This window comes from Klebsiella planticola ATCC 33531 (assembly GCF_000735435.1).
In the GTDB taxonomy this organism is placed as follows: Bacteria; Pseudomonadota; Gammaproteobacteria; order Enterobacterales; family Enterobacteriaceae; genus Klebsiella; species Klebsiella planticola.
In genome coordinates, this window is the sequence record NZ_JMPP01000046.1 from 76,857 (window position 1) to 97,948 (window position 21,092).

Annotated in this window: 12 protein-coding genes and 1 pseudogene; 9 read left to right on the forward strand and 4 right to left on the reverse strand. The window is 55.2% G+C overall.

Going from position 1 to position 21,092, the window contains the following annotated elements:
- Positions 1 to 11: 11 nt before the first annotated feature.
- Positions 12 to 1,094: an oxidoreductase gene (locus GRPL_RS07345; RefSeq protein ID WP_032696341.1), complete on the forward strand. Its 1,083-nt coding sequence runs from the start codon at positions 12 to 14 to the stop codon at positions 1,092 to 1,094.
- 128 nt (positions 1,095 to 1,222) lie between these two features.
- Here GRPL_RS07345 and GRPL_RS27845 read toward each other — a convergent pair whose 3' ends face one another.
- Positions 1,223 to 1,501, reverse strand: coding sequence for a hypothetical protein (locus GRPL_RS27845; RefSeq protein WP_152632255.1), 279 nt, complete (start codon positions 1,499 to 1,501; stop codon positions 1,223 to 1,225).
- A 33-nt stretch (positions 1,502 to 1,534) separates the two neighbouring features.
- On the opposite strand from GRPL_RS27845, the gene GRPL_RS07340 reads away from it, so the two are divergent.
- From GRPL_RS07340 to GRPL_RS07310, 7 genes are all read left to right on the forward strand, one after another.
- Positions 1,535 to 3,214, forward strand: a complete 1,680-nt coding sequence (locus GRPL_RS07340) for a ShlB/FhaC/HecB family hemolysin secretion/activation protein (protein WP_080718639.1) — start codon at positions 1,535 to 1,537, stop codon at positions 3,212 to 3,214.
- A complete protein-coding gene (locus tag GRPL_RS07335; RefSeq protein ID WP_032700060.1) occupies positions 3,214 to 3,762 on the forward strand; it encodes a toxin-activating lysine-acyltransferase in 549 nt (182 codons plus the stop codon). Before GRPL_RS07340 ends, GRPL_RS07335 begins: the two co-directional genes overlap by 1 nt.
- The gene (locus tag GRPL_RS07330) at positions 3,755 to 12,100 is read left to right on the forward strand and encodes a hemagglutinin repeat-containing protein (RefSeq protein ID WP_032700063.1); all 8,346 of its coding nucleotides are present in this window, start codon (positions 3,755 to 3,757) and stop codon (positions 12,098 to 12,100) included. Before GRPL_RS07335 ends, GRPL_RS07330 begins: the two co-directional genes overlap by 8 nt.
- An 870-nt stretch (positions 12,101 to 12,970) precedes the next feature.
- Positions 12,971 to 13,555, forward strand: a complete 585-nt coding sequence (locus GRPL_RS07325; RefSeq protein ID WP_032690530.1) for a dihydrofolate reductase family protein — start codon at positions 12,971 to 12,973, stop codon at positions 13,553 to 13,555.
- Between the two features lie 778 nt (positions 13,556 to 14,333).
- The gene (locus tag GRPL_RS07320) at positions 14,334 to 14,879 is read left to right on the forward strand and encodes a cysteine hydrolase family protein (RefSeq protein ID WP_032700066.1); all 546 of its coding nucleotides are present in this window, start codon (positions 14,334 to 14,336) and stop codon (positions 14,877 to 14,879) included.
- 710 nt (positions 14,880 to 15,589) lie between these two features.
- A complete protein-coding gene (locus GRPL_RS07315) occupies positions 15,590 to 16,279 on the forward strand; it encodes a helix-turn-helix transcriptional regulator (RefSeq protein ID WP_032700069.1) in 690 nt (229 codons plus the stop codon).
- 70 nt (positions 16,280 to 16,349) lie between these two features.
- Positions 16,350 to 17,096, forward strand: coding sequence for an SDR family NAD(P)-dependent oxidoreductase (locus GRPL_RS07310; RefSeq protein ID WP_032695949.1), 747 nt, complete (start codon positions 16,350 to 16,352; stop codon positions 17,094 to 17,096).
- 360 nt (positions 17,097 to 17,456) lie between these two features.
- Here the strand turns inward: GRPL_RS07310 and GRPL_RS07305 are convergent, their stop codons facing one another.
- Entirely contained in the window at positions 17,457 to 17,861 is a 405-nt protein-coding gene (locus tag GRPL_RS07305; protein ID WP_032690520.1) for a DUF2251 domain-containing protein, read from the reverse strand.
- 744 nt (positions 17,862 to 18,605) lie between these two features.
- Between GRPL_RS07305 and GRPL_RS07300 the strand changes: the two genes are divergently transcribed.
- Positions 18,606 to 19,856 carry an oligosaccharide MFS transporter gene (locus tag GRPL_RS07300; protein ID WP_032700071.1) on the forward strand — a complete coding sequence of 417 codons (1,251 nt, stop codon included), beginning with the start codon at positions 18,606 to 18,608 and terminating at the stop codon, positions 19,854 to 19,856.
- A gap of 83 nt (positions 19,857 to 19,939) precedes the next feature.
- Here GRPL_RS07300 and GRPL_RS07295 read toward each other — a convergent pair whose 3' ends face one another.
- Both GRPL_RS07295 and GRPL_RS07290 read right to left on the reverse strand, forming a co-directional pair.
- Positions 19,940 to 20,509, reverse strand: a complete 570-nt coding sequence (locus GRPL_RS07295) for a helix-turn-helix domain-containing protein (protein WP_032690518.1) — start codon at positions 20,507 to 20,509, stop codon at positions 19,940 to 19,942.
- 146 nt (positions 20,510 to 20,655) lie between these two features.
- Positions 20,656 to 21,092: pseudogene (locus GRPL_RS07290) on the reverse strand (phosphoglucomutase, alpha-D-glucose phosphate-specific); the annotation flags it as partial.

The window sequence follows — 21,092 nt, forward strand, 5'->3', positions numbered from 1 at the left end:
TGGAGAGGGTAATGAATAAAGTCATCGCTCGTGAAGGTAAAAACATTAATATTGCGCTGATCGGCTATGGGTTCGTCGGCAAAACGTTTCACGCCCCGCTGATTCAGTCAGTGGAAGGCCTCACGCTGGCGGTCGTTGCGTCCGGCGACGAAGAGAAGGTGAAGCGCGATCTGCCGGATGTCACCGTCATCGGCTCACCCGAACAGGCCGTTCAACACCCGGATATTGACCTGGTGGTGATCGCCTCCCCCAACGCCACGCACGCCCCGTTAGCCAAACTGGCGCTGAATGCCGGGAAACATGTGGTAGTGGATAAGCCCTTTACGCTGGATATGCAGGAAGCCCGCGAGCTGATTGCGCTGGCGGAAGAGAAGCAGCTGCTGCTTTCGGTCTTCCACAACCGCCGCTGGGACAGCGATTTCCTCGGCATTAAACAGGTTATCGAACAAGGGCTTATCGGCAATGTTAAGCACTTTGAGTCGCATTTTGACCGTTTCCGCCCGGAAGTTCGCGTGCGCTGGAGAGAACAAAATGTTCCCGGCAGCGGATTATGGTTCGATTTGGGGCCGCACCTGATCGATCAGGCGCTACAGCTGTTCGGCCTGCCGCAGTCGGTGCAGGGTAATATCGCCACCCTGCGTCAGGGCGCGGAGATTAATGACTGGGCGCATGTGGTCTTAAACTACCCGCAGCATAAGGTGATTTTGCACTGTAGCATGCTGGTGGCCGGCGGCGTATCGCGCTTTACCGTCCACGGAGATAAAGGCAGCGTGGTGAAACAGAAAGCCGATCGGCAGGAAAGTCAGCTGCTGGCCGGAGTGGTTCCCGGCAGCGAAAGCTGGGGGCATGATGACGATAGCCTCGTGGTGTTTGATGCCAGCTCGCAGCCGCGCGAAATCCCTTCCCCACAGGGCGACCAGCGCCAGTACTATATTAACGTGCGCGATGCGTTAACCGGCAAGATTGAGAACCCGGTCCAGCCGCTACAAGCGCTGGCGGTGATGGCAGTATTAGAAGCGGCGGTACAGTCGGCGGAATCAGGGACGGTGCAAAGCGTTGCGCTGACCGCAGATGAGCTGGCGGCATTGCAATAATTCGCGTTCCCCCGTGACCTGCGGTTTTGCGCAGGTCATGCCCCGCCACCCGTGGCTGGTCGCGGCACGCACCGTGCCAGCCCACTTATCTGATAGCGCAGCTTGCCCACCGTTCAGCGACAGTGATGTCAGGCGGATACTCTCGCCCACAGCCAGGTATCGTTTTCGGGTAAATTCTTATCTTTATTCTCCTGCTGACGGCGCTCCCTGAAGCCAGCGGTACCTTTTCTGGTAGTTTTTCCCCCGCCTGTATCGCTAAAAAAGCGCGAACGACCAACATTATTTAATAAAATACAATAAGTTATATTCATATTATTTCTCACCCCCCCGGCGGGAACGTTCTCTTTTTCGGAATAAACCTGATTTCCTTTCCTTGACGATAACTGAACAATTTTACATAAATTCACAGTTGTTCATTTATTAACATTGCAAGGATGCCAATGAGCCGCAAAGCTACTATTTGCAAAGCGATCGCCTCAGCGTCAGGCCTGTTTTTTCTGCTCCCGGCCCACGCCGCGAGCCCTGACGATCAGTTTATTATTCAGCAGCAGCGTCAGAAGGCGCTGGAACAGCAGCTGACGCCGCCGACGCCGGATGTGCGCCTTTCTGAGCCCTCTTCCAGCTTCGGACGTATCCCTTTCCCGACGGAATCCCCCTGCTTTCCCATCCAGCGCGTGGCGTTGAGCGGCCAGCAAGCGCTCCCCCGCTGGCTGCCGCTGCAGCGCATCGCCGACCAGGCGCAGGGGCATTGTCTGGGGGGCAACGGGATTAACCTGCTGATGAGCACCCTGCAAAACCGGCTGGTCGATCATGGCTGGATCACCACCCGCGTGCTGGCCCCCTCGCAGGATTTAAAAAGCGGCACGCTGAAGCTGACGATTGTGCCAGGTTACGTGCGCCACGTACGCCTGACGGAACAGAGCGACCGCTATATCCAGCTGTATAGCGCCTTTCCGGCGCACGAGGGCAATTTGCTCGACCTGCGCGATATCGAACAGGGGCTGGAAAACCTCCAGCGCCTGCCTGGCGTTGAGGCCAGTATGGAAATTGTCCCCGGCGACAATCCCGGCGAGAGCGATATCGTCATTACCCGCAAGCAGGAGAAGATGTGGCGCCTGGGGCTGTCGCTGGACGACTCGGGCACGGAAACCACCGGCCGCTATCAGGGCGGTGTGACGCTGTCTCTGGATAACCCCTTCTCGCTCAGCGATTTACTCTATTTCTCCGCCAGCCACGATCTCGACGACAACGGCGGCAAGAAAAGCCGCAACTACATCGCCCACTACTCGGTACCGTACGGCTACTGGATGCTGGGGATCACCGGCAGCGACTACGACTATCACCAGACGGTCGCAGGTCTGAACGGCGATTATCGCTACAGCGGCAAAAGTAAAAATCTCGACGTACAGCTCAGCCGGGTCCTGCACCGCAGCGGAACGCAGAAGACGACCTTCACCTATGACGTACTGGCGCGCGAGAGCCGCAACTACATTGACGACACCGAAGTGGGCGTACAGCGTCGCCAGACGGCGGCCTGGCGCGTGGGGCTACAGCATCGTCATTATATCGGCCAGGCCACTCTCGACCTCGGCGCCAGCTACCAGCGCGGCACCCGCTGGTTTGGCGCGCAGCCGGCGCCGGAAGAGTACGTCGGCGATGCCACCGCGCTGAGCAAAATCACTCAGCTCAACGCCCAACTCGACCTGCCTTTCACCCTCGGTAGCCAAAATTTCCGCTACAACGTGCAGTACCTGCGCCAGATCAGCAACACCCCGCTCACCCCGCAGGATCAGTTCGCCATTGGCAACCGCTGGACGGTACGCGGATTCGACGGCGAACGCACCCTCAATGCCAGCCACGGCTGGTACGTCCGCAACGATCTGGCCTGGCGCACGCCGCTGGAGAACCAGGAACTCTACCTCGGCGCGGACTACGGTGAAGTCGGCGGCTACAGCTCTGATTACCTGATCGGCCAACACCTGGCGGGCGGCGTTGTCGGCGTGCGCGGCAACGCCTTCCGCACCGGGTATGACCTGTTTGCCGGAACGCCATTCTCGAAGCCGGATGGGTTCCACACCAGCGCCGTGACTCTTGGCTTCAACCTGAACTGGAGCTGGTGATGCGCGTAGGACAATACGAGATCAAAGCGCCGCTGATATTCGGCGGCGAGGACAACGAAGCCGAAGTGCTGGGTGCCAGCGTGTGGCTATGGATGCATTCGCCGATGCACCGGGACGCCCCGCTGCACGCCCTCCCCACGCTGCTGTTGCCGATTATCAAGCGTCGTCAGTATGTGCTGATTATGGAAAACGAACGGCCGGTCTTTTTTCTTAGCTGGGCGTGGCTCAACCCGGAGTCCGAAGCCCGCTACCTCACCCGCCCGGCGATTGAAATGGCAGAGGCCGACTGGAACAGCGGCGACCGGATGTGGTTTTGCGACTGGATCGCGCCATTCGGCCATACCGCCGCTATGAACGCCCTGATGCGGCAGGACATTTTTGCCGACCACTGCGCGCGGGCGCTGTATCACCGCGGCGAACAACGCGGCAAGCGGGTGGTGATGTTCCATGGCCGCCGCGTCAGCCGCGTACAAGCCAGAGCCTGGCAGCAGGCGCATCCGCTCGCCGTCGATCTGCCGGAAGCGTTTAAAGGACTAAACCATGAATAAGAACCTCTATCGTATTGTCTTCAACAAAGCGCGCGGCATGCTGATGGTGGTGGCGGATATCGCCCGTTCCGGCCGCGCGGGCTCCGCGCGCGCTTCTGCTCCGGGACGGCTCCCGCGCCAGCTGCATGGCAAAATCAGCGCCATTAGCTTCAGCCTGTGGCTGGCGATGGGCGTGATTCACCCGGCGCAGGCCAACATCGTCGCCGACGCCGGGGCGCCGAAAAACCAGCAGCCGACGGTGATGCAGAGCGCCAACGGTACGCCGCAGGTCAATATTCAGACCCCGTCGGCCGCCGGGGTGTCACGCAATACCTACAGCCAGTTCGATGTTAACCAGCAGGGGGCGATCCTCAATAACTCGCATAAAAACGTGCAGAGCCAGCTGGGCGGCATGGTGGCGGGAAATCCCTGGCTGGCGAAAGGCGAAGCGAAGGTCATTCTTAACGAGGTCAACTCGCGCGACCCCAGCCGGCTGAACGGGATGATTGAAGTGGCAGGGAAAAAAGCCCAGGTCGTCATCGCCAACCCATCCGGCATTACCTGTAACGGCTGCGGCTTTATCAATGCCAATCGCGCCACGCTGACCACCGGCCAGGCGCAGCTCACCAACGGCAGTCTCACCGGCTATCAGGTCGAACGCGGCGAGGTGACCATCGAAGGCGCCGGGATGGACAGCTCGGCCGCTGATTACACCGATATTATCGCCCGCTCGGTGAAGGTTAACGCCGGGCTGTGGGCCAAGGATCTGAAGGTCACCGCCGGGCGCAACCGGGTGGATGCCGCCCACGAACGCATCGAAAAAACCGGCGATGACCCGGCAACCCGTCCGCAGCTGGCGGTGGATGTCGCCAGCCTCGGCGGCATGTACGCGGGTAAAATCCGCATGGTCGGCACCGAGAGCGGCGTCGGGGTGCGTAACGCCGGCGCGCTTGGCGCCCAGGCCGGGAGCGTGACCCTGACCGCCGACGGCCGCATTGAAAACAGCGGCACTCTGCGCGCCAGCGAAGACGCCACCGTTCGCACCGCCGGCGAGTTCAGCAACAGCGGCGCGCTGACCGCCGGCCGACATGTGGACATTCAGGCGGCGAGCCTTACCAGCAGCCACAGCAGCGTGCTGGCCGCCGGGGTACAAAATGACGGTAAGCTGGCGGAGAGCGGCGACCTGCGGCTGCATGCCGACGGCCAGCTGAGCGCCCACGGCCAGACGCTGGCGGGCGGGAGCCTGCGCGCCAGCGGCCAGGGGGTGGACGTCAGCGGCAGCCAGACCCAGGGCCAGCGGGTCGAGCTGGACAGCGGCGCGGGTAACCTCCTTAGCCAAAACGCCGAGGTCAACGCCCGGGAACTGACTCTGCGCAGCGGTCAAACGCTTAACAACGACGGCGGCACGCTCAGCGCCGACGCGATCACCCTCTCCGCTCAGCATCTTTCGAACCACAAAGGCAAACTGGTGCAGACCGGCGGCGGCGCCCTGGTGGTCAAACTGCCGGGTGACATCGATAACCGCGAGGGGGAGATTGCCGCCAATGGCGATATTCAGCTCGCCGCACAGTCTGTTAATAACCAGGGCGGGAAAGTGCTGGCGGCGCAAAACGGCAGCCTGACGGCGCACGCCCGGACGACGCTGGATAACCGCAAAGGCACCCTCGCCGCGGCAGGCGATACCCGGATCGACGCCGGGATCCTCAACAATAACGAGGGGCTGATCTCCGCCGCCACCGGCCGCGGCGACATCCGCAGCGCGCAGGCGGTCAGCAACAATAAGGGCCGTATCGAAGCGGCCAAAACGCAGGCAATCAGCGCCGCCGGGCTGGATAACCAGCAGGGGGTTATCGTCGCCGACGGGGCCACGCTGGCGCTCGCCGACGGCGCCTTCAACAACCGGTCCGGCTCGCTGTACTCGCACAGCGGGCTGGCTATTTACAGCGGCGCGCTCAACAACCAGCATGGTTATCTCGCCAGCAGCGGCACGCTCACCTTTAAAGGGGGCGATGTTGATAACCGCGCGGGCCAGTTCGCCACGGAGCAGGCGCTGGACGCCAGCTTCAGCGCCTTCCTCAACCAGGAGGGCAGCCTGAAAGCGCTGAGTGCGATGACGCTGAACGGCGGCACGCTGGACAACGCACGCGGGGTCGTCGGCGCGGGCGGTGCGCTCAATATCGGCGTCACTACCCTCGACAACCGCCAGGGTACCCTGTTCAGCAGCGCAGACGCCCTGCTCCACGCCGACCGACTGGACAACCAGGGCGGCCAACTGGCGGCGCAGCGGGCGCTGACCTTTAACGGCGGGCAGCTGATCAACGATAACAGCGGCCTGATCCAGAGCGGCGATAGCCTGACGCTAACCGCCGACGACATCAGCAACCGCAGCGGCAGCATTATCAGCAGCGCAAACGCCACCCTGCGCAGCCAACAGTTGCAAAACGGCGGCGGAGAGATTCAGAGCGTCGGCGATCTGCTGATCGACAGCGCCCATGGCATCGTGGACAACGTTGCCGGGCTGATACGCAGCGGCGCGACGTTAACGCTCGCGGCCGCCAGGCTTATCAACCAGAATACCTCCGGCGACAATCTGGGACTGGAGGCGCAAACCATCGGGCTCACCACCGGCGCCCTCGATAACCAGGACGGAATCATTCTGGCCGATCGGTCGCTGACGGTGCGCAACAGCGGCGAACTCAACAACCGCAACGGTGGGCTGGCGGCATCCGGGACGGTGGATATCGGCGGCGATAAACTGGCACTGTTTAACCAGGATGGCACGGTGAAAGCCGGCGAGTGGCTGCGCATCGACGCGGACAGTCTGGACGGCAGCGGCCAGCTGCTGTCGCTCGGCAACATGGCGCTGAGCAGCCGGCAGTCGCTGAATAACCGCGGCACGATGGTCGCCAACGGCCGCTTCACCCTCACCTCTACAGGGGATATCGTCAACGGCGGTAAGCTGCTGGCGGGCAGCAGCCTCGACATCACCAGCCGCAACCTGAGCAACGGGGTAAACGGCGAAATTAACGCCGGGCAAAACACCCTTAACGTCAGCGACACGCTGTTCAACGCCGGGCTGATTGACGGCGGCTATACGCGGATTAACGCCGGGACCCTCACCAACAGCGGCAGCGGGCGCATCTACGGCAACGCAGTTGGCGTCAATGCCCTCACCTTCAATAACCTGGCGGAAAACGGCACGGCGGCGACCCTCGCCGGGCGCGAGCGCGTCGACCTTGGCGTGCAGACGCTGAACAACCGCGATCACGGGCTGATCTACAGCGGCGGCGATCTGCTGATTGGCGGCGCGCTGGCGGATAACGGCGCGGCCAGCGGCCAGGCGGGAACCATCAACAACCACAGCGCGACGATTGAGTCCGCGGGTGATATGACCCTCGCCGCCGGGCAGATCAACAACATCAACGATCGCTTCACCACCGGGGTGGTGACCGTTTCTCAGGAGCAGGTGACCGAATATCAGCACACCGGCTCCCCCAACCGCTGGAACGCCACGGACGATGGCGTGTTTGTCGACCGCAACTCCGCCGACGGTCTGCGCAATCTGAACACCCCGGACGACACCGGGAGTAACAACGATAACTTCAACCAGTTCGATTATACCCGCACGGTGGAAGAGACGCGGATCCTCGAATCCGACCCGGCGAAGATCCTCGCCGGCGGCAATATGACCCTCACCGGCGACCGCCTGTTGAACGATAAAAGTCAGGTCATCGCCGGCGGCACCCTGGCGATAGCCGGTCTGCAGGAGGTGAAAAACGACGATGTGGCGGGCGAACGGCGGACCACCGACGTTGGTAGCGCCACCCATTACTACCGCATTCGCCACAAAGGGGGCGATGAGCAGGGCCGCGACCGTACCGCCTATACGCCGCCGAGCGAAATTCAGAGCATCTCCCTGAAGCCGGGGCAGCTGATCAGCGGCGGTAGCATCGAGGGCACGCCGCTCACCATTGACCCGCTGACCCCACAGGGCACGGCGGCGGCCATCGGCGTCGCGGGCGCCGTCGCCGGGCAGCACACCGTCTCACCAGGCGAGCCGGTCACGCCGCCGGCGGGCCAGCAGTTTGAGGTGACGCCCGCGGAAGGGACGATTCGCATCGTCGGCCCGAATACCACCCTGCCGGATAACAGCCTGTTTACGGTCAATCCCGCCAGCGACGTACCGTATCTGGTGGAGACCGATCCGCGCTTCACCAACCAGAAGCAGTGGCTCGGCAGCGACTACATGCAGCACGCGTTAGCCGGTGACGGCGACACGACGCTGAAACGGCTGGGCGACGGCTACTATGAGCAGCGGCTGATCCGCGAGCAGGTGGTTGCCCTGACCGGCCAGCGCTACCTTGACGGCTACACCAGCGACGAACAGCAGTTTAAGGCGTTGATGGATCAGGGGATTACCTTCGGCAAGCAGTATGCCCTGAAGAGCGGCGTGGCGCTGACCCCCGAGCAGATGGCGCTGCTGACCGGCGACATCGTCTGGCTGGTGAACACCACGGTGAAGATGCCGGACGGCTCACAGCAGACCGTGCTGGTGCCGCAGGTCTACGCCAAAGTCAAACCCGGCGACCTCGACGGCTCCGGCGCGCTGATCGCCGGGAATAACGTCAACATTAAACTCGACGGCGACCTCTTCAACAGCGGCACCCTCAACGGCCGCCGCGTCCTGCAGCTTGACGCCGACACTATCACCAACCAGACGGGCACCCTGAGCGGCGACGACGTGCGCCTGAACGCCCGCAACGACATCAATAACACCGGCGGCATCATCCAGGGCGGCAGCAGCCTGCAGGCGGTGGCCGGGCGGGACATCAACGCCACCACCACCCTCGCCGACGCCCAGAGCGTCAGCGGCGAGAACCGCTTCAGCCGCACCACCATCGACAGCGTCTCCGGCATCTATGTCCAGGGCGACGACGGCAGGCTGACCCTGCACTCCGGCCGCGATATCACTCTCAGCGGCGCCCAGGTGGTCGCCAGCGGCGAACGCGGCGAGGTGCAACTGGTCGCCGGGCGCGATATCCGGCTCAACGACGTCACCACCGCCTGGCAGGATAATCTGGTGTGGGATACCGACAACGCCCTCAGCCAGAGCCAGAGCCGCAGCACCGGCAGCGAGGTGACCGGCAAAGGCAACGTCACGCTGAGCGCCGGGCACGACCTCAGCGCCCGTGGCGCCCTCCTCTCTTCCGGCGCGGCGCTGAATCTCGGCGCAGGCAATGACCTCACCCTCGCGGCGGGCGAAAACAGCCAGACGCTGGACGAACGCCACAAGGTCACCGGCAGCAGCGGCTGGCTGTCCAAAACCACCACCCGCACCGAGGACAGCGTGTCGCGGATGACGGCCCAGGGCAGCGAGCTCAACGGCGACAGCGTCAGCCTCACCGCCGGGCACGATCTCACCCTGCGCGGCAGCAGCGTGGCCGGCAGCGGCGACGTGGCCCTGCTGGCGGGCAACGATCTGCTGATCGGGACTCAGAATGAGTACAGCAGCGAACTGCACCTGAAGCAGGAGAAAAAATCGGGGCTGATGAGCTCCGGCGGGATCGGCTTCAGCTACGGCACCCAGAGCGTGAAAACCACCGACACCGGCGCGGACGCCACTCAGGCGGGCAGCACCGTCGGCAGCGTCAACGGCGACCTGACCGTGCGCGCGGGCGACAACCTGACGGTCACCGGCTCGGATCTGATCGCCGGCCGGGACATGGCCCTCAGCGGCAAAAACGTCGCCATCACCGCCGCCGAAAACCAGAGCCGGCAGACCCACGAGGTGGAGCAGAAAACCTCCGGCCTGACCCTCGCCCTCTCCGGCACGGCCGGCAGCGCCCTCAACAGCGTGGTGCAGGCCACCCAGGACGCCAGGTCCGCCGGCAGCAGCCGGTTGCAGGCCCTGCTGGGCGTGAAAGCAGCGCTCTCCGGCGTGCAGGCCAGCCAGGCCGCGCGTCTGGATGCGGCGCAGGGCAACGATCCGGCCAACAACAATACCGTTGGCGTCAGCCTCTCTTACGGCAGCCAGTCGTCGAAATCAACCCAGCGCAGCGAGCAGACCACCGCCCAGGGCAGCAGCCTGACGGCGGGACGCGACCTCAGTATCACCGCCCGCGAAGGCGACCTGAACGCGGTCGGCAGCCAGCTGAAGGCCGGTAACGACGTGGCGCTGTCGGCCAGCCGCGATATCACCTTACAATCGGCGCAGAACACCCAACTGCTGGAAGGCAAAAACGACAGCCACGGCGGCACGGTCGGCGTCGGGATTGGGGTCGGTTCCGGCGGCTGGGGGATCAGCGTCTCCGCCAGCGCCAACAAGGGCAAAGGCAGCGAAAGCGGCAACGGCACCACCCACAGCGAAACCACTGTCGATGCCGGCAACAATCTCATCCTCAACAGCGGGCGCGACACCACCCTCACCGGCGCTCAGGTCAGCGGCGACAAGGTTATCGCCGATATCGGCCGCAACCTGACCCTCACCTCCGAGCAGGACAGCGACCGCTACGACTCAAAACAGCAGAACGCCAGCGCCGGGGGCAGCTTCACCTTCGGCTCAATGAGCGGCTCCGCCAGCGTCAACCTCAGCAAGGACAAGATGCACAGCAACTACGATTCGGTGGCGGAGCAGACCGGCATCTTTGCCGGCAAAGGCGGGTATGACATCACCGTGGGTGAACATACCCAGCTGAATGGCGCGGTGATTGGCTCGACGGCGACGGCGGACAAGAACCGCCTCGACACCGGCACGCTGGGCTGGGGCGATATCGACAGCCGGGCCGATTTTAAAACCGAACACCAGAGCGTCGGCTTCAGCAGCGGCGGCAGCATCGGCAGCCAGTTTGCGGGGAACATGGCCAACGGCCTGCTGACCGGCGGGAACAACGAAGGACATGACAGCAGCACCACCCACGCGGCAATCAGTGAGGGTGACATCATCGTACGGGATAAGGACAGGCAACAGCAGGACGTGGCGAACCTCAGCCGTGACGTGGAGCACGCCAACCAGACCCTGTCGCCGATATTCGATAAGGAGAAGGAGCAGCAGCGCCTGCAGCAGACCCAGCTGATCGGCGAGATTGGCAACCAGGTGGCGGATATTGCGCGCACCGAGGGACAGATTAGCGCCATCAACGCTGGCAAGGCAGAGCTGGCGAAGAAAGGGATCACCGAGCCGGAGAAAGGCGCCAGCAAGGAGGCCTGGGAACGATATAATGCTCAGCTGGTCGCCACCGAGGGCTATAAGGCCGCGCAGCAACAATGGGGCACCGGCAGCAGCGTCCAGCAGGCGATTCAGGCGGCAACCGCCGCCGTACAGGGACTGGCGGGCAGCGACCTGAAGGCGGCGCTGGCAGGCGGTGCGGCGCCGTATGTGGCGGAGGTTATTAAACAATACTCACCGAATGAAACCAGCCGGGTAATGGCTCATGCCATCATGGCCGGGGTTGCGGCTGAACTACAGGGAAACAGTGCAGCAGCAGGCGCTGCGGGTGCCGCCACGGCGGCTATCGGAACATCAGTGATAGCGAAAGCGCTGTATGGCACAGATGATTTCAGCAAACTAAGCGAAACACAAAAACAAACGGTGTCTGCGCTAAGTACGCTGGCAAGCGGTCTGGCGGGCGGCCTCGCCGGAGGAGATACCAGCGGTGCAGTGGCAGGCGGCCAGGCCGGTAAGAACACATCAGAGAACAATGATATGTTCAGCCTGCCATCCGGGCTGAATGACTATGGCGCGGCAGCAGCTTCCTGGAATCAGTATGCAGTAGATAAAAACCTGACGCCGGAGCAGACACAGGCTGGACTGGATAAACTGGCTAAAGGTGACCTGCCTGAAGGTGCTAACATCACAAAAGTGATTGTGGATGGCTATAAGGATGGGGTACTGATTGCGGGAGCCGCGTATTTAGGGCCTGCGGCGTCGATCGGTAAAGTTGTAGGTGGTGGAGTTATTGCAGAGATAGCCAACGGAAGCTACCAGTGGTTCGACCTGAATCAACCGGGCAATGAAAACAAAAACTGGGACTGGAAGGGCAGTGTCAGTGCAGGCATTACAGGTATGCTCGCACCAGGAAGAGCTGTCGGACAAAATGTCGGAATTGCTGCAGGAGGTGCTTTCTTTACCGATGGTCCGGATGTTGGTTCTATTGGAGGGGCAGCTATAGGTTCCTGGGCCGGCGGGAAGTTTGGTGAGTTAGCTCCAGGGTTTGTGAGTTCAGTATCAGGAAAAGAAATCCCTGGTTTTATATTTGACGCGACAGGTTCCTTCGGTAGTGAAATTTTGGGTGGATATGTAAAAGATGCAGTAAATGGCAGCCAGCCTTCTTCCGAAAGGCAAAAGGAGATAAAGGAATGATTCCTTATATTAAGTTATTCATATATTCATGTGTCTTTTGCATTGTACTTGGCTTCTTGCTTATAGGTGGGGGGGCATTATTTATTTATATAACAAAAGGATACTTCTTTTTTCCTGTTTACCATGTGGAAAGGATAGTTGTGTTTGGGTGTATAGCTGGCTCTGCGATTACACTGGCCACAATAGTTTTTAATCTGATAGATAAATTTAACTGTCGTAAAAAGCCACCTTCAGATCCGGATTGATCTTCACAAAAATCCCGGCCGCCGAGCCGGGATTTTACTTTAAAAGTCAGTCACTGCTTCGTTTCAGGCAATCATAACGGGGTTTATCCCGCCAAATGTCCGGAATATCTGTGTAAGTATCCCTGTAAATCGAACCATGCACTTTTAGATATCTAACCTACCGTGTCGTAATGTCCGAGATGTCACCTCTTATGGCACAAAGCCGTCTACGGTAACGGCCAGTGGCTGCTATGCGCGAGAAGCGGAAGTTAGTACTTATCACACAAATCAGGGTCATGTATCCAATCGGCGATATTCCAGAACCGTATGGGTAACAAGATTTATACTTAATTCCAGATATTCCGGGATTAGGAGCTTACCATGGGGAACAACCTGTATTTCTCACTGCTTCGTTCTATTGTTCATCTTGATCCGATACAACTTAAGTGTGCTCAGGAACACCATCGTCACCAACTCCGGCATGATCAGTGGTGGATGGATAAACCAAAGTGACGATACATCTGTGTTTTCCGGATGCGAAAGCACGCAAGATGGCGTTGGAGAAAATGGGTGCTATTTAAGACGGGAACCAAACCCTGGCGTGCCTCGCAGGCTATGTAATCAAAACTTAATCAAAGAGATAATCATGAGAAAAATAGTTTCGTTTGTTCATGTGTCGCTGGATGGTTTTGTCGCTTCTACCGCTGAGGGCCCGGCGGGTCTGGCCTGGATAAGCCTGAGCCCCGACTTGTTTGAATACGTGGAGCAGCGGATTCAGCAGACCGACACCGCCTTATATGGGCGCACCACCTACCAGATGATGGAGTCGTACTGGCCAACTGCTGCCGATAATCCTGACGCCAGCCCGCATGACCATGCGCATTCGCGTTGGTATAAATCTGCCCACAAAGTGGTGTTGTCGAAAACCCTGTTGCAAAAAAATCATCCTGATACGCAAATTATCAGTAGCCATTTAAGCGACGAAATCCACAAGCTCAAGCACAACGCGGGCAGCGAAATCTTACTGTTTGGCAGTCCCTCAGCGACTCACGCGCTAATGTCGGAAAACCTTATCGATGAGTATTGGCTATTCGTCAATCCGATTCTGCTGGGGCAAGGCATTCCCTTGTTCAAAAACATAAAAGACAGAACCTCACTCATGCTGGTGAATAGTAAAATTTTCCCGTCGGGCGTAGTGTGCCTGCGATACGAGGTGAAACGAAACCAATAATGCAAGGTTCTGATAGTTCTGCAAGAGGAAACAACGCCGAACGGCGGCATTTCTGCGAATGTGCAGCCAATCGATGTTTTGCGGTTTGCGATCTATCCTAACTGGCAATTTCACCTAAGGGCCAGCAACGTCCGCTTCTGGCACAGAGCGAACAGACTAGCGGGCTGTCAGATCAACTGTGAGCAAGAAGCGGACCCTGAATAGTTTAAATATACCAGCCAAAGCCGCTACTTTTAACGCGTAAACAATCAAGGGTTTAAGACGTTGAAAATTGACTGGACTGGTATAGCGCCTTACTCGATCGCAAGTTCATGGATTGGATCCGCGATGATACCAAATATAAATTAGGGTGACGTGGTAGATGAGTGGATACGTAGACAAAGGCTATAAAGGAACCTTCCCCTTCCATGTAGGCTGGAAAGACGTCCATTCTGCTATGAGCGAGGTGCGGAAGGGGGTTTAACGGTTTTTGCCCACTCAGTATGTAGTATCCAAGGCCCGACATTCTGCAGGATAAATATTTATTGAAATCGGTATTTACTCAGTGCTACAAGAACAGAGCAGTTTTTATAATTACTGCTCCAGATGTTCAACGAATACAAGAAGGTCAGAAAATGCTTAAGTCACTTCAGCCAACAACCACAGTTACTACCACCGGCACCTTCGGCGGTGTGGGCGTATCTGTGACAGGCTCCTGACAAAACAGATTCTGAATCCCCGCCAAACCGGACGGGGAAGAAAATATCTCCGTTCATAACGTTCTGAATGGAGACACATCATGCTTTTATCCGAAAATGCACTTTTAGTTATCGATATGCAGCAAGGGCTTTTCCGTGGCCCTACTTCCCCACACTCCTCAGACACCGTTCTGTTGAATATCCGTCTGCTGATTGAAAATGCGAGGCAGGCTCAGGTGCCCGTTTTTTTTGCCCGCCACATCGGACCCGATGATTCCCCATTCTCAGAGCAAAGTCCGTTAACACAACTGATACCCGAGCTGAACGTAAACGCTGAACAGGATATCGTGTTTATTAAAAAGTATCCCAGCTGCTTCCGTGATACAGAGCTTCAGCTTCAGCTCAGTCAGCGAGGTGTTAAGCAGCTGGTTATCGCCGGTATGAAAACAGAATTCTGTGTGGATACTACCTGTCGCGCAGCGCCAGAGCATGGATTCAGGACTGTGCTGATTTCAGATGCGCATACGACAATGGATAACAAATATTTGTCAGCGAGTGAAATCATTGCCCATCACAACGTTACGCTGGCTGGACCGTTTGTAACACTCGCAACCGCGGCTTGCTGGAGTTTTCATTCTGAGAAATGAGCCTGAACCTGGAGCCACCCCCGCGGTGGCTAAAATGTCCAACGTCCCCTCCTGGCGCTTAACCGCCAGGCTGAAGGCCCGTACAGTTCAGTTATGAGCGAGAGAGAAGCGGACCTTCGCTTATATTTGGCAGGCGTAGGGTTATGTTTAAGTTAGCATCTAAGAACCTATTGTTCCTGCGGACCTGCGCTAAAACAATATCATTATCTATACCTCTTCTCATGCGCAGATAAGCCTGGCAGTCACATCAACACTGATAGCTGCAATTTATATTTGCGAACCACCTTCTTACCGCGCTCTTTAAAACTCTTTCTACCTATTTTCACCCTTCCGTTATGAAAAGTGAAATTTTATCCAGCTTCATTATATCGCACTGAATAAAATTACAGTATATATCGCATAGCCATTGTTGATTATTGCTAAGTGGATTCAGGAAATAATATAATTTCATGTAACGTTGCCTTATTCATAAGGACACACCGTTTTTCTGCCAGTAGTCGCGGCATTGATGATACGTATCCCCTGCCCTCCGAACGAACGGCAGGCTGTCGAACACCTCCGCCCATCTTCTGGGCACTGTGGCGAGTCAGATGCGCTGTATTAACCAATGGGAGCAGTTCAACTTAAGCATGTACGCTTACTTTGTACTAAAATGCTTATCCAACAGATGCTTTAAGATATCGTCTCAGGATTAAGATGGATTTATCAGCATGACCAGAACAGAAAGGCTTCTCGAATTACTACAGATATTAAGGGCGCAAAGATATCCGATCACTGCATCCACTCTCTCTATAAGATTAGGAGTAAGTATGCGATCTCTTTACAGAGATATAAAAACGCTACAGCATCAAGGAGTGTGTATTGAAGGTGGTGCTGGAATTGGTTATATCGTTAAGTCTGACTTTCATTTGCCACCCTTAAACCTTACTCATGAAGAAATCAATGCTATTACACTTGGGTTAAATTGGGTATCTCATAATACGGATTATGATTTCAAGAATACCGCAAGGAATGCACTTGCCAAAATACACGCCGTCATTCCTGGTGAATTAAAGAATCTTATTGAGAGTCAATCCTATCTGATCGGTCCTTCAGAAAATAATGAGATGTTTTTTGAAGATATCCGCAATGCTATTAAAAAGCGAAAGAGAATCAAAATAAAGTATTGTGACAAGAAAGATACTTACTCTTCTCGAATCATATGGCCCATCGGATTGGTATATATGGAGTCCTGCTGGCTTTTGGTTGCATGGTGTGAGATGAGAAATGATTTTCGTCATTTTAGAACTGACAAAATTGAAGAGATGGTACAACTGGATTCCATATATAGTGAAAGCAGGACGGTTTTATTGAAAAAATGGAGAATAAAAGAAGGAATCAGCGAGGAGAAAGAGTACTGACAAAAACTGTCACAGCTAGTTTGTATACTACCCCAGATGAAAGACTCAATTCTACTTCACAGGGGGAATTATGAATTTCCAGAATAAAGTTGCTGTCATAACAGGAAGTACTGCAGGTATAGGTCAGGCAGTCGCAGAGCAATTACACAAATATGGAGCTAAGGTCGTTATTGTATCCCGCTCGTCAGAGCAGGCTAAACAACAAGCGAAACGATTAACCTCACAGGGACAGCAGGCGCTGGGGATCGGATGTGATGTATCACAACCCGAACAAGTACAGAAAATGATAGATGAGGTTATCAAACATTTCGGCAGACTTGATTATGCTGTAAATAATGCAGGCTTAACAGGTGAACATGGTAAAAACATAACAGAGCAGACAGTTGAAAACTGGGATAAGGTTATTGCCACCTCATTGAGCGGCGTTTTTTACTGCCTAAAATATGAAATACCTGAGATGATGAAATTTGGTGGTTCTATCGTTAATTTATCTGCAGTAAATGGTCTGGTTGGCATTCCAGGATTAGCACCTTACACCGTGGCTAAACATGGTATAATCGGTTTAACCCAAACCGCAGCGTTAGAGTTTGCAAGTCAAGGCATTCGAATCAATGCAGTCGCTCCCGGCTATGTCCAGACCCCACGAATGACTGAATTTCCTGAAAATATCGTACGTAGTTTCGCAAATAGCCACCCTATGAAAAGGATGGCAAAAATGCAAGAAATAGCAGACTTCATATTGTTTTTGCTTTCAGACAATTCAGCGTTCTGTACCGGAGGAGTTTATCCAATCGATGGTGGTTATTTAGCCGAGTAAAATGCCCCTACAGCCCTTTTAAGCTGTAAGAATTGCCTCAATAAAGTGGCAGGCTCAATGGGAGCGTTAGAATATATAGTTAACGCTTCCGTTGCGGGGCTATTGATAACAATATTTCCAGTATGGATTAACAGGAGTATAGATGATTGGCTCTCCATTGGTTCATACATCATGCCATTAACAACGTCCGCTTCTGGTACGGAGCGGACGAGTTAACTGAGGTGAAGGTCCGCTGTGAGCGAGGAGCGGACATCGGATACATGGTTTATCATCTGAAAGTCCAGGAAATCGTCCGCCCTCTTCAGAGCGATATTATCAATATGAATAGAGAATAACGGCAGGCGTTAAGCCCACCGTAACTCACCGGAAAAAGTCATCCACCGAATCGCTCCACTCATGGCCGGACACAGACCAAACCTTGTTTATCGGGGGAGGGAATCCGCTTCTGCAGTACCCATTTTTCCCCACGAAATCAAACGCTCCATGCGGATATCCGTTGATAAGGAGCACGCACTTCTGACTGTCTTCAGACCAGCCGATTTTAACCTCAGAAGGAATGTGGGCGTCTGAAATATCCTCGACATTGTAGATATGCACTGCATCAAGAATCGGGTTTCCTTCAACGGACTCATCGAGCGCATAGAAATACCCGGTCCGGCCGTCGTCTTCAAATACGGCCGCCAGCATCCCCTCAGGTGCCAGGCTTTTTAGCACCTGCGCTTCTCCAACTATGAGCTGAGCCTGTAGCGTCACTAAAATTGTCATACCGATGACTCTCCTTTCCCTGATTGTTTGGTTAGGCTACTTTCTCACTGATAAGCAATCTACCATAACATCCCTGCGATGAATTAACCCCCCTGACCTGCAGCTACTTTGTTGACGCACGATTACTTTAGAAAGGTTCGCCCCTGGCACAGAGCCGTCTACGGTAACGGCCAGTGGCAGCAATGAGCGAGGAGCGGACGTTGAATGTCTAGTCAAACTGACGGGAAAACGTCCAGACACCCTCTGGTGACGTGTGAAAGCAGCCGATACTCACGCAACATAAGTTAAATGGCCTCCCCCCCATCCTTTTCTGTCCGAAAAGTGGACAACATCCGCAGGACGTATTTACGCAACCCGCGGCGTTAACCTCTTAACCTCTTATGACACCTGGTCTCTATCGGGCTCCCTCCCTCGGATCAATGTTAACGTTAACCATTGTGATTAACATCACGTTCGACAGGTTGTATTGCGGCGAACTTAATAGTAATAATAAACCCGTAGTTATTTATCCATGCCGTTCAGTCAGCGTCAATATGATATCTATGCTGAGGTTTTTATCATCAAGAAAAGAAATGTACCTGAAGCCGTAAATTAAATAATAGAAATCATACCGCTGTCTCTATCAGAGCCGATTATTATATTGAATCTGGCCGCCCTGCCATATCACTAGCTGGCATTGAAGACGATGATAGCGTTACAGGATTCTGTTTACTAAAATAAAAATATTGTGACAAGGAAATAAATATGAAGGCTTTTTCATTTTTAAAAAATGAATATTACCGCTATGCCTCCGGTTATTCATTTCTGTTTTTTATCGCCTGGTCGCTATGGTGGTCTCTGTATGCCATCTGGCTTAAAGGGACAATCGGTCTCACCGGCACGCAGCTTGGAACCCTGTACTCCGTCAATCAGTTTACCAGTATGATTTTTATGATTGGCTACGGAATAATCCAGGATAAACTCGGCCTCAAAAAGCATCTGATCTGGCTCCTGAGCGTCATTTTAGTTCTCACTGGTCCGTTCCTGATTTATATATATGAACCGCTGCTGCGGCACAACTTCTCGTTAGGTTTAGCGATCGGCTCATTGTTCTTTGGTATTGGCTACCTCGCCGGTTGCGGGTTACTGGATAGTTTCACTGAGAAAATGGCACGGGCATTTTGCTTTGAATACGGTACCGCCCGGGCGTGGGGCTCGTTTGGCTATGCGATTGGAGCCTTACTCGCCGGGATCTTTTTCGCCATCAATCCGCACATTAACTTCTGGCTGGTATCGCTGTTTGGTGTGTGCTTTATTATTATCAATATGTTATTTAAAAGCGAACAAACGGCCAGCGGTACTCACCACCTTGAAAAAGTGCACAAAGACGATTTTATCGCCGTCTTTAAAGATATTAAATTCTGGATTTTCGTGCTGTTCATCACCGGGACCTGGTCATTCTATAATATCTACGATCAGCAGATGTTTCCCGTGTTCTATGCCGGTTTGTTCTCATCCGTCGAGACCGGGACCCGGGTCTACGGCTATCTGAACTCCTTCCAGGTGGTGCTGGAAGCCATCGGAATGGCCGTCATCCCCTTCTTTGTAAACAAGGTGGGAGCGAAAAAAGCGCTGATTGCAGGAGGCATGATCATGATCTGTCGCATTCTGGTGTCAGCAACCTCAGAAAGCCCTTACATCATCTCGCTGATTAAGCTATTTCATGCGATTGAAGTACCGCTGTTTGTGATCTCGGTATTCAAATACAGCGTGTCCAACTTTGATTCTCGCTTATCTTCCACCATCTTCCTCGTGGGATTCCAGATCGCCAGCTCGCTGGGTATCGTGTTGTTATCGATCCCGGTGGGGATGTTGTTTGATGCGTTTGGCTACCATTTTGTATTCTATCTGTTCTCCGCCATCGTCTCGGTGATTCTGCTGTTTGGCGTGGTCTTCCTGAGCAATGGACGTAATACAGGCCCACGCAGTGGTGTGGTGCAAAACGAAACCTTATAATATTCGCGAGGCAATGTCGCCGCTGACATTGCCTTTTTCTTTGTCGTTTATCGATGGATAGTGTATCAGGAAAAATCCATATCTCATTGAAGATGCAAATTTTTCCTGGCAAAGCTGTCAATGATGAGGCTTTTACAACGGTATATTTCACTTATTTTTGTGGCATTCAGTTTATGCAAAATAATATTGACATAAGACTGAACCGTTTTTATGGAGATTAGCAGGCGGCGAGAAATTTCCACCAGCGAGTAGCCATTTAAAATCAGATGGATGATATGCGCTTCTCTTTTGGTAAACGCCAACTTTTCCCTCTTCAGATGAATCCGCATTTTTTTAAAAACCTGCCTTATCATGAGATATTCATTACCTGTTAATTCGGTATCAATGAATACCGCTTCGCGACCTGTCCCCCTCATTCCTGACCGCGGTTTTAATAAAAAGATGATATTGACTGGTGAAATGTGCAGATGTTTGAGACGCCCGGCATCGCAGGTTTTCAGCTCTGACTCCACAATCACCACATCGCTGTTGCTGAAAGCAATTTCGGTGATCCGGGAAAATAAAACCCTGTTGACGGAGAGGCTGTTGTCGCTAAACATACATTTCAGACCTTCAAGCATGAAATTATTATTGGTAACAACATAGATATTCATAGAGTCCCCGCAGCAATAACCTTTTGCGAATCGTACCGATCCTTACGTTCTGACAAAGTGACGCCTGGACTGGTGTCGGCGTAGAAGTGAATTTCATCGCCGGTTAACTGTGACGTACCCCGGCTCCCCGGAGTACGTCAGTTGCTCTAGTGGTGCGCTGCTAGCACGCTATTTACGATTTCCACCGCTTCTTTCTCGATCTGCTTACGATGTGCTTCACCGAGGAAGCTCTCGCAGTAGATCTTGTAAGCGTCTTCCGTACCTGACGGACGTGCGGCGAACCAGCCGTTGTCGGTCATCACTTTCAGACCACCAATCGATGCACCGTTGCCCGGTGCGGCGGTCAGACGTGCGGTGATCGGGTCGCCGGCCAGCTGACTGGCGCTGACCATTTCCGGCGACAGCTTCGACAGCGCCGCTTTCTGTGCGGAAGTGGCCGAAGCCTGCAGACGGTTATAGCTTGGCGCGCCGAAGCGCGCAGCCAGCTCGTCGTAGTGCTCCTGCGGGTTTTTACCGGTGACGGCGGTGATTTCTGCCGCCAGCAGGCACATGATGATCCCGTCTTTGTCGGTCGACCACGGGG